The sequence below is a fragment of the Planctomycetota bacterium genome, from assembly GCA_035384565.1.
In the GTDB taxonomy this organism is placed as follows: domain Bacteria; phylum Planctomycetota; class PUPC01; order DSUN01; family DSUN01; genus DAOOIT01.
Genome location: DAOOIT010000041.1, coordinates 1 through 13,275, shown reverse-complemented (window position 1 = coordinate 13,275; position 13,275 = coordinate 1). Strand labels below are relative to the sequence as shown.

The window sequence follows — 13,275 nt, the reverse complement described above, 5'->3', positions numbered from 1 at the left end:
GATCTCGCCATGCGGTGCTTCAAGCTCTCGGCCACCTGCCTGCTGGCAATCTCAGCGGTCGCCGGTCAGGCGATGGAGATCGTGCGCGACGGCCAGCCCATCGCCACCGTCGTCGTCGAGAAGGCCCCAGCCCCCGACAGGGGCGGCCGCCGCGACTGGGATGATGCGGCCGCCGCCAGGGTGTTCGTGGACTGGGTGAAGAAGATCACGGACGCCGAGCTGCCCATCGCCGAGACCGCCCCCGCGGGCAAGCCCGCCATCTTCGTCGGCGCCGCCGCGCTCAAGGCCGGCCTCAAGCTCGACGACATCAAGAGCCCCACGAACGAGGGCATGCGGCTCGTCTGCGACGGCGACCGCGTGCTCCTCGCCGGCCAGTGCGGCGTCGCCACCGTCAAGGCCGTCTGCCGCTTCCTCGAGGAACTCGGCTGCCGCTACTTCATGGACAAGCCGCTCGGCGAGGTCTTCCCCCGCAGCCGGTCCCTCTCCGTCGGCACGCTCGACATCACCGACCAGCCCGGCTTCCTCTACCGCACCATCTGGGGCTCGCAGTGGAGCGGCCACTCGCTCTGGAAGGTCTGGAACGGCGCCGGCGGCCTCAGCATGGGCATGGGACACTCCTGGGGCGGCTACGTCCGCAAGAACCTCTTCGCCCAGCACCCCGAGTATTTCCCCCTGCGCCTCGACAAGCGCGTCGAGAGCGAATGGCTCTGCACGTCGAACCCCGACCTCCGCAAGCTCTTCGCCGAGAACCTGCTCAAGGCCATCGAGGGCGGCGCCGCCAACCCCTCCATTTCGCCGCCCGACGGCACGACCTACTGCGAATGCCCCGCCTGCAAGGCGCAGGACGACCCGAACTCCCTCGAGCCCTCGTCGGGCAAGGTGAACATGACCAACCGCTACTGCGACTTCTTCGATTTCCTGGGCAAGCAGGTCGCCGCCAGGCATCCCGAGTCCATCCTCAGCTTCTACGCCTACGCCGACTACACGCAGCCGCCCACCCGCCGGGAAAAGCTGCCGCCCAACATCGCCGTCTGGATCGCCCCCATCCGCTACTGCCGCTACCACCGCATCGGCCACCCAGGCTGCCCCAGCCGCACCCAGCTCGCCGAACTCCTCGACGGCTGGGCCGCCGTGGCCTCCCGCATCGGCTACCGCACCTACAACTTCAACCTCGCCGAGTGCGTCGTGCCCTTCTTCATGTACTCCGTCTGGAAGCACGACATCCCCTGGCTCAAGGCCAAGGGCTGCATCGGCGTGAACCTCGAATCGCTCGAGAACTGGGAAATCTACGGCCCGCACATGTACCTCAGCATCCGCCTCGCCTACAGCCCCGACGCCGATGCCGCGGCGATCATGGACGACTACTTCGCCCGCTTCTACGGTCCCAAGGCCGGCCCTCTCATGAAGCAATACTGGATGGCCGTTGACGGGGCATTCGACCAGATGAAGGCCCATGCCGGCTCCTTCTTCGCCATCCACCTGGTCTACACCCCCGAGTTCCTCGCCAGGACCAAGGCCCTCCTCGACCAGGCCGCCGAGGCCGCCCTGAAGGAAACCGCGAATGCCCCGAATCCCGCGAATCCTCAATCCAATTCGCCGGATTCGCGGTTTGCTGCCCGCGTGGCCATCGCCTTCGAGGGCTGGAGGAACGCCGCCGAGTTCATCGCCCTCCGCAACGCCATGAACCAGGGCGACTTCGCCCAGGCCAAGAAGCTCTACGACGCCCTCCACGCCCGCAACGAGGCCGAATACAAGAAGGGCTACGGCAACCACTACACCCTCAACTACCTCGAGCGCTTCGTGGGCGCCCACGTCAACGCCGGCGCCGCCGCCACCGCGCCGCCCGCCAAGGTGCTCGCCGTCCTCCCCGACCAGTGGCGTCTCGCCTACGACCGCGACGAACTCGGCCCCAATAAGGGCTATCCCCAGCCCGACTTCGACGACTCGCAGTGGAAGACCGTGGCCACGTACTCCAACACCCTGGACGCGCAGGGCCTGCCCGACGAGAAAACCATCCTCTGGTACCGCACTCGGTTCCAGGTGCCCGAGAAGCACGGCAGACTCGCGCTCTTCTTCACCGAGGTGGACGGCAACCCCATCGTCTACATCAACGGCAAGGAGACCGACCCCGGCAAGAAGCGCGCGCCCTTCGAGATAGACATCACCAAGGTCGCCAGGCCCGGCGACAACCTCGTCGCGGTGCGCGTGGACCACTCGAAGATCACCGAGCTCTTCCTCGGCGGCATCATCCGCCCCGTGCTCCTCATCGAGAGGCCGTGACGCCCAGCCCCGCCGAGGCGTGTCCATGCCTCCTTCCTGCCGCCGGGTGCCCCAGAGGTCACCCTCCCGACGGTTGCAATCCACTCGGGAGGGTGACAGGAAGGGGGAGCGCTGGGGTCATTACCCTCCCGAACGTACTGGAACGTTCAGGAGGGGGCATCGCGGGTCGGTCACAGGCGCAGTCTGTGCCCTCGGCGCAGGCCAGAGTTCAGACTGCAACCGCCTCGGCTCCGCCGCAACATCGGCCCAGAGCATGTTTCCAGGCACTCGCCCAATGTTGCCGAATGGCAACACGCTCTAACTACTCAAGGCATAAGCGCTTGGCAGCCATGGACACTGATGACTGCGTGGCCATGTTGCCGAGAGTCAACGTGAGGCTATCGCCCTCGGGGTCTCTGGCCCCTTTCCCCCATTCGCGGTACGCACGCAACTGCCGACAGTGGGATAAGATACACTGCGAACCTGCCTGATGCGCGCAGAGCCTCCACCCCTGGCCCACGACTTGCTTGTGCTGGACTCAACTGAGGGATGCGCTCCGTTTCCATAGCCCATGAAGGAGGGTCATGCATGGAACGGGCCGGGAGCGTGTTACGGGGTTGCCTGATCTCCATCGCCTTCCTCGTGGTATCAGCGGCCGGCTACCCGATCGCGCCGGACCCCGCGGATTACGCCTGGACGGGCGCCGGTGGCATTGACTGGTTCGTTGCCGGCAATTGGTCTCCTGCCGGCCCGCCGGGCCCCGTTGCATCAGCGTCGGTGAACGCTCCCGAGATCGCGCCGGCGACGGTGCTGCCATGGACGGGCAATCCCTCCGCCTACCCCGCGGTCGTCGCGAGCCTCTGCGTCGGGCAGACGGCCAGCGGCCACGTCCAGGTCACGCACGATCCCCTCGGCACCATACCGCTGACCGTCAGCGGGACGGCCTGGGTGGGGTACCAGCACGATTCGGCCCTCCCCTTGTTCGCCCGGCTGCAACTCGGCGGTGGCGGCGGCGGCGGGGCGGTGACGCCCACGGTCAGGGTGGGCACTCTCGCCGCGCCCGGCGCCCTCTACGTGGGCTGCGACGCGGCGGCCGTCGTGTCGGTCTCCAGCAACACTTGGCTCGACGTGCTGGGAACCACGGTCATCGGCGCCGGCCCCGCCAGCTACTTCGGCGAGCGCGATGTGATCGTGCAGGGAGGCAAGTTCACCACCACGGACCTCATCATCGGCGCCGTCTCCGACTACACGGGAATGGCCAACCTACGGGTGGAGAGCGGCGGCTCCTGCGTCGTCAGCAACACCACGGTCGTGGGCGACGAGGCGGGCGGGATCGGCGCGTTCGCCACGAGCATCGGCTCGACCCTCGACGTCGGCGACTGCGTCATCGGGCGAGCCGGCCTGGGCGACGGATGGGTGACCACAGACGGCCATCTCACCTCGCGTTCCCTCACCCTGGCCGAGGCGCCCGGCAGCTACGGCGGCCTCTACGTCCAGGGCAACACCAGCACCGCCTCGCTCAACGGCCTCCTGACGATCGGCAAGGCAGGCAGCTCCGCCACCGTCTATGGCCAAATGGGCGCGCAGGTGAGCCACGTGGGCGACTGCTACATTGCCCAAGAGCCGGCTTCGGGCGGCAACCTCTACCTCAACACCGACGCCACGTGGACCACCACAGGCACCCTGTACATTGGAGGCGACGGCGGCGGAGGCGGCGGCCGCGGCACCGTACAGGTCCGTGGCGGCGCCACCCTCCAGGCCGCTGGCGGCATCGTGGTCTACGGCGACCCACCCGCCGACCTCTTCAGCGTCCTCGCGGTGCAGGCGCCGTCCACCGTCACCGCGCCCACGGTCCAACTCCTGGGCGGCGAGCTACGCGGCGGCACCATCATCGGCCATGTCACGAGCGACGCCGGAGTCGTCTACCCCCACCACAGCGGCACCCTGACCATTGACGGGAACTACGCGACGCTCGACGTCGAGTCGCGCGTCTACATCGAGCTATGGGGCACAGGGTACATCTGGGGCGGACCCGGCCCCGGCACCACCCACGACCGGGTCAACGTCCTGGGCACCGCCAACCTCGGCGGGGGCCTGGGGCTGACCTTCTACACCTCGGCTTGGACGCCCCAGGCCGGCGACATGTTCGAGATCTTCAGTGCCACGCAAGGCTTCGGCGGCTCCGCCTTCGACAGCTGGTGGTATAGCGTCCAGGGGCCGCCCTTCGGCCTCAACGTCGCGCTCGAGTACACCCCCACCAGCGTCATCGTCCGCCTGCGGGGTGAGGGCGGGGGCGGCGGAGGCGACGGCGAGATTCCCGAGCCATCCACCCTGGCGGTGCTTGCGCTCGCCGGTCTGGGCCTGCTGCGAAGACGCCGGCGGTAGAGTCCCGTCGAGGCTGGCGCAGACCACGGGCCCGCGTGGTGCGAGCAGCTTGCACTGGGTCACCCGAAAGCGGTGCTTTGCGCCCGCACCCCAACAGGCTGATGCATGTTTCAGGGCACGGCGATAGCTGGGTGCCCTCTCCGATGCCCGCAACCTGACAATGCCACGAGATGCGGCGACCCTGTTACCACAGTGAGCCGTTCGCCTCTGGATGAAGCTCGGCACAGCGGCGCGTGGGTAGTGTGTATCCGTTCGGCGACACAAGACCCGAGCGCCGGCCGCCCGGGCGGTCACCCACCGAACAGACGAACGCGAAGGTACCCACGGCCGGAGGAGTGCTAAGGACGGCTTTCGTCCGCAGGCAACGCTCTGTGGAGCGATTCCCAAACGCCACCCGTGTGTGGCGTTTCTTTTTGGGCCGACGGGCCAGGCGCCCCAGGAGTGGAGTCTTTGGTGGAGGGGTCTGGGGAGGCACCTTTCCGCCAGAACGGTGCCTCCCCACACACCCGCGCGATGGGCCAATTTGGGGTTGCATTGCAGGGGGCGAAGCGCTAAATTGTGGGAGAAGTTCCGGTTCGGCCATGTCTACGGAATGGGGTGATGCCATGAGCATTGCACGCGGGTGCGGAATCGTGCTGTCCTGCCTGGCGGCCTGCCTGCCGAGCGCCTTCGGCGAGTCGGCCGACCCGAAGCCAGCCGAGGATCCGGCGTTCCTGGCCCTGTCGGACACCATCATGCAGGAGGCCGAACGCCAGCACATGGTGAACCGGCGCATGGACACGACGATTGATGCCTTCCGAGCGATCGTGTTGGACCTGCGGTCGAACGAGCTGCTCAAGGAGGGCAAGGCGGATGAGCTGCTGCGCATCGCCGAGATCCTGAAGAAGCTGAGCACGCAGCACGTGCCCGACGCCGCGAAACACCTGGAGAACGCCCGACAGCAACTGGCTACGATGCGGCCGTTCCTCCAGGCGGCGGGTGTGGAGATTGACATCGTGACGAAGGAGCTCGAGCGTGTGCTGCTCCAGGCCGCGTCGTCGCAGGCCATCCAGGACTTGCGCCGGGAGCTCCAGGAGCTCATTGCCAGGGAGGAGCAGCTCCAGCGCGAGACGAAGGAGTGGGGCAAGAAGGTGCTCCAGGAGCCCGACAAGGCCGATGAGCAGAAGAAGGATCTCGCCGAGAAGCAAGAGCGCCTGGCTCAGCGTGCGGAGTTGTTCCAGAAGCAGCTCCAGGAGGCGGTGAAGGAAGAGGCCGACCCGATGAGCCGCAAGCGCATGGAGCGCGCGGAGCAGGAACTCAAGAAGGACACGCCGGTCGAGAAGCGCATGGAGGAGGCCGCGCGCGAGATCGAGGAGAAGAAGCCCGTCGCCGCCGTCGAGGAGCAGGAGAAGGCGCTCGAGGCCCTGCGCGAGGCCGAGAAGCAGCTTCAGGGCAACGAGAAGGATGATCTCCAGGCCAAGAAGGAACTCCGCGAGAAGCTCGAGGAGATCCGGAAGGACCAGAAGGACCTTCGCGAGAAGGGCGAACAGAAGACCGAAGAGCAATTCAAGCAAGATCAGAAGGACACCCAAGTCGCGCAGCGCAACCTCGAGAACCGCCTCGAGCAGGCCCAGAAGGAGTACGCCGAGGCGAAACGCGATGAGCGCAAGGATGCCGTCCAGGAGAAGATGCAGGAAGCGGACAACCGCATGGAGGAGGCGGAGAAGGCCATCGAACAAGCGCAGAAGGAAACTACTGCCGACCAGCAGCACAAGGCCGAGGAGGCCCTGGCTCAGGCCATCAACGAGCTCGACCGCCAGATCGCTCAAGCCGAGACTCCTCAGACACCCGACCAGCGCGCCGAGAGCCAGATTCAGGAGATGCTCAAGGACCAACAGGCCCTTCGGGAGGAGACGCAACAGCGTCAGCGCGACAACGAGAACGCTCAGGAACTCGCCCGTCCGCAGCAGAACCTTCAGGAACGCGCCCAGCAAGCCGCCGAGAACGCCCAGCGCCCGAACGTTCAGAACGCCCTCAACGAGGCTCAGCAGGCGATGAACGAAGCGGCCCAGAATCTCCAGCAGAATCAGCCTCAGCGGGCCGCCGAGGCCCAGCAACGCGCCGAGAACGCCCTCCAGGAGGCCCAGGCCGCCTTGCAGCGGGCGCGCGAGCGCGACCAGCAGATGGCTCGGGCCCGAGCGGAGATGCAGCGGCAGCTAAACGATCTCCTGCGCCGTCAGCAGGAGCTCAGCCAGAACACCGAGAACGCGCGGCCCGAGGGCCTCCCCGAGCAGGCGCCGGAGCAGCAGAACCTCCAGGCCGACACCCAGCAGGCCCACGAGGCCGCCCAGGAGGCCGCGCCCGAGGCCGCTCAGCCGCTCCACGAGGCAGCCGCCGAGATGCAGCACGCGGCCGAGGCCCTCGCCCAGGCGCAGCAGCCCGAGGCCCAGCAGCATCAGGCCGCCGCCGAGGCCGCCCTCCAGCAGGCGCAGCAAGCCTTCGAGACCGCCATGGCCCAGCCGGAGCAGGGGCAGCCCGAGCCCGGCCAACCCGAGCCTGGCCCGCCCGAGCCCGGCCAGCCCGAGATGGCTCAGCCCACCCAGCAACCCATGCCCCACGAAGGCCCCACCCAACAGACCGAAGACAAGGAACGCGCCCTCGGCGACAAGACGGACCCCAAGGGCAAGGATGTCGCCCGCACCGACGCCAAGTGGAACCCACTCGGCGACCGCAAGCGTGACGATCTGTTCCAGATCTACGCGCGCGAGCTCCCTATCGAATACCGCGAACTCCTCGAGAGCTACTACGAGGCCCTCTCCAAGGACGCCGCACGTCCAGCCTCCAAGCGATAGGATGCCGTCCATGCGTCGTCGCGCCGCCCTCGCCCTCATGTTCATCGCCCTCCCTCTGCGCGTGGGCCTCGGAGCCGGCGCGCGAGTCGGCGTCGCCGAACTCAGCCCCCAGGCCGAAACCGCCATAGACAAGGGCCTCCGCTTCCTCGCCAAGTCGCAGAACCCCGACGGCTCCTGGGGCGCCCGCTACCCCGCTGCCATGACCGGCCTCTCCATGATGGCCTTCATGCTCAAGGGCTACTTCCCCGAGCACGGCCAGCACGCCAAGACCATGGACAAAGCCCTTGCCTGGCTCCTCAAGCGCGGCAAGGAAGGCGGCGGCTACTTCGGCGGCACCAACCAGGGAATGTACGAGCACGCCCTCGCCACCCTCGCCCTCTCCGAAGTCTGGGGCATGACCAACAAAGAAGAGGTCCGCGACATCCTCAAGCGCGCCGTCAACATCATCCTCCGCGCCCAGAACTCCGAAGGCGGCTGGCGCTACCAGCCCCAGCCCATAGACGCCGACGTCTCCGTCACTGTCATGCAAATCGTCGCCCTCGCCTCCGCCGCCGAAGCCGGCATCCTCGTCCCTGCCCCCGTCATCAAGAAGGCCACCGACTACGTCAAGAAGTGCCAGAACCCCCTCAGCGGCGGCTTCGGCTACCAGCCCGGCGGACGCGACCCCTCGCTCTCCTCCTCCGCCGCCGGCCTCCTATCGCTCCTCATGTGCGGCGAACGCGACACCAAGGAAGCCAAGCGCGGCATCCAATACCTCGCCCGCCTCCCCAAGGAGGAGTTCGAGAAAACCAAGTTCTACCACTACGGACACTACTACGCCGTCCAAGCCATGTACCAGGCCGGCGAGGACTACTATCAGGACTGGTACCCCAAGATTCACGACGCCCTCCTCCGGAAGCAACGCAGCGACGGCTCCTGGCTCGGCGACGGCGGCGAATCCGACCCCATCTATGGCACCGCCATGTCCATCCTCATCCTCGGCGTGCCCTACCGCTTCCTGCCCATCTACCAGCGCTAGCCCGAGACCCGTTGGGATTGGGCCGCGAATCACGCAAATCTACGCGAATCCAGACACTCCTCACTGACAGCCGCACTCTCGTCCCTACGCTCTGCGTGGGGGCGACTCCCCGGCCGCTCCGCGGTCCCAGGCACGGACGCCGCGCGCCTCAATCCCCGCGCGTCACACCACCACGGGCTCGATGTTGAACAAGCGGCAGAACTGGACGAGCTGCGCCTTGTAGTCCCCATAGAAGAAGAGCTGGTGAAAGCCGGGAAAAGCCAGCACGTCGGTCGCACCGTCGAACTTGACCATCACCGACACCACACAGCCGCCGGCAGGCGGCACCGACACGTTCTCGACGACCTCCCCCACCGAGATGAGCATGCGCGCCCTGCCGCCCTTGGGCGCGGGCTCGACGTCGAGGCACGTGACCCTCTGGCCGATCTTCCACAGGGTGCGGGGAACCGCGTCGCGCATCCCGTGATGATGCACGATGTCGAACGGCTCGGGCGGCTGGCCGAAGCCACTGAGCCGCGTGGGGCACGAACAGTGCGCGCCGATGATCGCCCCGCGCGCCGTCTCGCCCACGGGGTCCTGCTGGAAGCCCGGGCGGTCGAACAGGTACTGCACCACGATGTGCGCGGCCATCGCCCCCAGGTCAGCCTCGCACGCCGCGGGAATCCCGTCGTCGTTCATCCGCGACCACGCGATGCACGGCAGGCTCACCTTCGTGCGGCCCAGCGCGCCCAGGCAGTCCATCGTGATCGCATCGGCCTCGGCCCGCGCCCGAAGCGTGCGCGCCACCACGTAGCTCCTCACGCCGTTGAGCACGTCCTGCTTCGTCGCGCCCGCCAGGCGGCGCGCGCGCTTCATGTAGTCCTCGGCCAGCGAGCGGATTTCGTCGCTCTCCGGTGTCCTCTCGTACTCATCGAGGAACGTCTTGGCGGGCACGTACCGGAGGCGGATGCCCAGGTGTTCCATCTCGGCGTCCGCCTCGCTGCCCCCCGCGATGACGAGGGCGCGGGTCGCCCGCATCCTGGCCCCCGCGCCGAGCATCTTCAGCCCCCACCTCACCTGGCCGAAGTCGTCGGTCGAGGCGATGAAACAGCCCGGCTTCCTCGAGGGCGCCGCGGTGTTCGTGGTGAACGACGTGCCCACGGGCGAGAAGACCACCGTGGGCAGCTTCGTGTCAATCGCCTTCCCCGCCGTGGGCCACGCGTGCTCCTGGCGGTCGAGCACCACCACGAGCAGGCCGTCGGGCTTCGCCTCGGCCGCCTCGGCCACCCAGGCATCCCCCTCCGTCTGGCTGTAGAGCGGCTCGGCCCGCAGGTCGAGGCGCAGGTTCAACTCCTTCGCCGCTGCGCCCAGCTCCTCGGCGTACCTCCGCAGCGCGGCGGCGCCATCGTAAACGGCCCCCGGCCACCGCAACCCGTAGTCGCCCTTTCGGCGCACGAAGCACGCCCGCACGATGGGCACGCAGCGCGCCCCGGGCCCCGCAGGCTTCTCCCCGGCGTCTTCGCCCTCGGCGGCAAGCGCCGAGCCGCGCAGCGGCAGCAGCGCGGCCACGGCCGACGCAGCGCCGAGGAACGCTCGCCGCCCGACTTTCGCACGCTCACCACACCCTGCCGCGCACCGGCCCTTGCCCATCGTGGCCTCCATATGGTGGCGCCCTCGCGCCCAGGCTCCCCTTACCGCCGAGATCGTATGCCTCGCGGCCAGGCATGTCAAGCGACGGGAGAGGCCGGCCGGAATCGTACGTGGTTTCAAGTGGCCGCGAGCGTCCCGCTTGCGGCTCTCCTCACTTGCTCGACAAGCGGGAAGCTTGTCGCTACGAGAAGCCGCGGCAGAAACTATCTGCGGAAGTGCCCCACATCCGAGCGCCTGAGCCAGCATGTTCCGCGCGCATGTATGCACTTCCTACGTTCTTCCGCGCATCCGCCCGCATATTCCGCGGGCTTCTCTCGCCTGCCGCCCGCCGCCCGCGGCCGACGCCTCCGCCGCTTGCGCTTGACTTCGCGTGCCCGCCCATGGATGATGGGGCAAACGCCGATGGGAGCCGCGACATGCCCGGTCTCGACTTCGAGCGACTCAAGCAACTCGCCACCCTCACCCCCGAGCAGATCGGCGAGCGCGAGGAAGAGGTGAAGATCAACTTCGCCGTGCCATTGCTCGAGGCCCTCGGGCACTCGCGCCTGCGCTTCGAGCACAGGGCAAATGACGTACTGCTTCACAACGGCCTCTCGCCCTTCCTCGACGTCATCAAGCTCCTGCGCAGGCTGGGGCAACCCCCGGCCGCCGCCGTGGAGATAGCCCCGAAGTACTGGAAGCGCGTGCTGCGCCTCTACGGCCAGCCCGCGCGGCACACGAAGTGAGCACTGTGTGAGCGGAGCGAGACTGAAACACCTGCGTCGGGCCGCATGGCTGCCGGCCATCGCGGCGGCCTGCGGGCTGGCCTCGGCCGGGGCACCGCCTGAGCCTCCGCGCGCCAACGGCGCAGCCACCCCCCTGGCCATCGAGCAAGCTCTCGACGACGTCCGGTCCGGCGACTGGATCCTCCAGTGGGCCGCCATGAGCCAACTCGCCCGCTGGAAGGCGAAGGAGGCCGCGCCCCAGCTCAAGGCCGTCCTCGCGGGCAAGGACGCCCCGTGGGTGCGCGGGCGCGCGCTCGTCGCCCTGGCCGAGTTGCTCGGCGACCAGATGCTCGGCGACGCCCAGGCCCGCGCAGGCGATGCGGCGTTCGAGCTGCGCGCGGCGGCCGTCGAGGCCCTCGGCATCCTCGCCACCCCCCAGGCCGAGGCCACCATCGTCCAGCGCCTCAACGACCCCGCCCCCGAGGTCCGATGCCAGGCCGTCGTCGCCATCGCGCGAGTCCGCCGCGAGAAGGCGTGGGATATTGTGCGCCCGCTGCTTGACGACAAGGACCCGCAACTGGCGCTCCACGCCACGCGCGCGCTCGTCTACATCCCCACCCCCGAATCGCATGCGCAGGCCATCGCCCTCCTGGCCCACAGCGACGCCGGCGTGCGGGTGGAGGCGGCGCGGACTCTCGCCAAGGCCATCGTGCCCGAGGCCATCCCCGCTCTGCTGGGCCGCATGGCCGCCGACGGCGATGCAGGCGTGCGCGTGGCCTGCGAGCGCGCGCTGGCCGCCTTCGAACCCGGCGCGCTCTTCCTGCCCATGCTGGCGGCCCTGCGGGGAGAACGGCGCGAGTGCTACGGCGCAGCCCTGCGGGTGCTGGCCCTCCGGCCCACCCGCGAGGCCTGCGAGGGCGTGGCCGCGCTCGTGCGCGAGCCGGCCGATGCCTATCGCGAGGTGCTGCCCGAGGCCCTCCAGCTCCTCGCCGCGCTGGACCCCGACCGCTACGCCGACCTCTTCGCTCGCTACCTGAGCCACCCCTCGCCCCAGGTGCGTGGCAAGGCCGTCGAGAGCGTGGGCAAGTGCGCCAAGGCCGACCAGTTCAAGCTCCTCCGCCCCCTCCTGCTCGACCGCGACCACGGCGTGCGGGTGGCCGCCTTCCGCACCATCCGCAACCTCACCGACGCCGCGCCCGCCGAGGGCTTCCCGCAGTATCTCGCCGAGGCGATCCGCCAGGGCGACAAGGCCATCCGACGCGCGGCCACCGACCTCCTGTGCGAGCGCGTGCCCGCAGCCGACCTGGCGGAGGTCGTCGCCCTGCTGGCCCCGATCCTCGGCGGCAAGGACAAGGACGAGCGCGAGTACGCCGCCAAGGCCCTCGCCCACGTGGGCGACGAGGCGGTGCGCCGACGCATCGCCCACGCGCAAGGAATGATCACGTCCTGGATGCTCATCGGCCCCTTCCCCTACGACAGCCGCAACCGCGGCTTCGGTCCGGCCTACTTCCCCGAGTACGAGGTGGACTTCGCCAAGGACTACGACGCCATCGCGGCCGACCCCACGGCGACCTTCCGCGTGGGCGACGCCACCTGCGGCGGCGAAAAGCGCCGGGCCCTCCTCGTGCAGCCGCCCACCGCCCGCGGCGCCGCCGTGCGCCTCATCGCCACCTTCCGCCTCGAACTGCCCGAAGCCAAGGGCCTCAAGCTCGCGACCGCGATGGGGCTCGAGGATGACGCCGCCGACAGCGACGGAGCGGTGGTCGAGTTCTCCGTCAACGGGCAGAAGCTCCTCGAGCGCAAGCTCGCCAAGCCCGAAGGGTGGCAGGCCGCCGAGGTCCCCCTCGATGCCTTCGCGGGACAGCGCACCACCATCGAGATCGCCGTGGACCCCCTCGCCAGCCCGAAGAACGACCACGTGGCGCTGGCTGACCCGCGCCTCGTCGCCGCCGACCAGGTGCTGGCCAGCCTCCTCGAACTGGCCGACAGCGCGCCGGTGCGCATCGCCGTGCCCGACGCCAAGGGCCGCCTCGCCTGGCAACGCTACCAGGCCAGCCGCATTGACGGCGAGGTGTCGCTCTACGACCTCTACCCGCCGCCCATTGACGGCAAAGTGGCCTACGGGGTGGCCGACATCACGATGCCCGAGGAGAGCAAGGCCTCCATCACCGTCAAGAGCGACGACGGCTTCATCCTCTGGCTCAATGGCGTGAAAGTCGCCGAACGGCCTGGCTCGGGGGAACAGAAGACAGAGGTCACGCTCCGCCAGGGCCCCAGCCGCTTCCTCATCAAGACCTTCAACCACCGCGAGTGGTGGCTCTACTCCGTGCGCCTCACCGACCCCGAGGGGCGCGCGCTCGACTTCCGGCAGGACGCGCCCTAGGAGCCTGTCCAAGAATCCCCGTGGGCTGCGTTGCCGGCGTCAGCGGGCTGGATGCGAGGCGCGGCG

At 68.7% G+C, this 13,275-nt stretch carries 7 protein-coding genes; 6 read left to right on the top strand and 1 reads right to left on the bottom strand.

All coding sequences use genetic code 11. The features are described from left to right. Positions 1 to 9: 9 nt before the first annotated feature. From PLE19_15355 to PLE19_15340, 4 genes are all read left to right on the top strand, one after another. On the top strand, positions 10 to 2,280 hold the full coding sequence (locus tag PLE19_15355) for a DUF4838 domain-containing protein (GenBank protein ID HPD16329.1): 2,271 nt from the start codon (positions 10 to 12) through the stop codon (positions 2,278 to 2,280). A 567-nt stretch (positions 2,281 to 2,847) separates the two neighbouring features. Continuing rightward, positions 2,848 to 4,644, top strand: coding sequence for a PEP-CTERM sorting domain-containing protein (locus tag PLE19_15350; GenBank protein HPD16328.1), 1,797 nt, complete (start codon positions 2,848 to 2,850; stop codon positions 4,642 to 4,644). A gap of 605 nt (positions 4,645 to 5,249) precedes the next feature. Then, positions 5,250 to 7,475: a hypothetical protein gene (locus PLE19_15345; protein ID HPD16327.1), complete on the top strand. Its 2,226-nt coding sequence runs from the start codon at positions 5,250 to 5,252 to the stop codon at positions 7,473 to 7,475. Between the two features lie 10 nt (positions 7,476 to 7,485). Beyond that, a complete protein-coding gene (locus PLE19_15340) occupies positions 7,486 to 8,493 on the top strand; it encodes a terpene cyclase/mutase family protein (protein ID HPD16326.1) in 1,008 nt (335 codons plus the stop codon). Positions 8,494 to 8,655: 162 nt separating this feature from the next. Here the strand turns inward: PLE19_15340 and PLE19_15335 are convergent, their stop codons facing one another. Further along, positions 8,656 to 10,122 carry a hypothetical protein gene (locus tag PLE19_15335; GenBank protein HPD16325.1) on the bottom strand — a complete coding sequence of 489 codons (1,467 nt, stop codon included), beginning with the start codon at positions 10,120 to 10,122 and terminating at the stop codon, positions 8,656 to 8,658. Positions 10,123 to 10,538: 416 nt separating this feature from the next. Between PLE19_15335 and PLE19_15330 the strand changes: the two genes are divergently transcribed. Together PLE19_15330 and PLE19_15325 are read left to right on the top strand one after the other, a co-directional pair. Continuing rightward, positions 10,539 to 10,847 (top strand): hypothetical protein, encoded by a 309-nt coding sequence (locus PLE19_15330; protein HPD16324.1) that lies wholly within the window; start codon positions 10,539 to 10,541, stop codon positions 10,845 to 10,847. A gap of 7 nt (positions 10,848 to 10,854) precedes the next feature. After that, positions 10,855 to 13,209: a HEAT repeat domain-containing protein gene (locus PLE19_15325; protein ID HPD16323.1), complete on the top strand. Its 2,355-nt coding sequence runs from the start codon at positions 10,855 to 10,857 to the stop codon at positions 13,207 to 13,209. Positions 13,210 to 13,275 lie beyond the last annotated feature (66 nt).

Coding starts and splice junctions, on each gene's coding strand:
- PLE19_15345 (HPD16327.1), top strand. CDS start 5,250: ATGAGCATTGCACGCGGGTGCGGAATCGTGCTGTCCTGCCTGGCGGCC.
- PLE19_15340 (HPD16326.1), top strand. CDS start 7,486: ATGCGTCGTCGCGCCGCCCTCGCCCTCATGTTCATCGCCCTCCCTCTG.
- PLE19_15350 (HPD16328.1), top strand. CDS start 2,848: ATGGAACGGGCCGGGAGCGTGTTACGGGGTTGCCTGATCTCCATCGCC.
- PLE19_15335 (HPD16325.1), bottom strand. CDS start 10,122: ATGGGCAAGGGCCGGTGCGCGGCAGGGTGTGGTGAGCGTGCGAAAGTC.
- PLE19_15330 (HPD16324.1), top strand. CDS start 10,539: ATGCCCGGTCTCGACTTCGAGCGACTCAAGCAACTCGCCACCCTCACC.
- PLE19_15355 (HPD16329.1), top strand. CDS start 10: ATGCGGTGCTTCAAGCTCTCGGCCACCTGCCTGCTGGCAATCTCAGCG.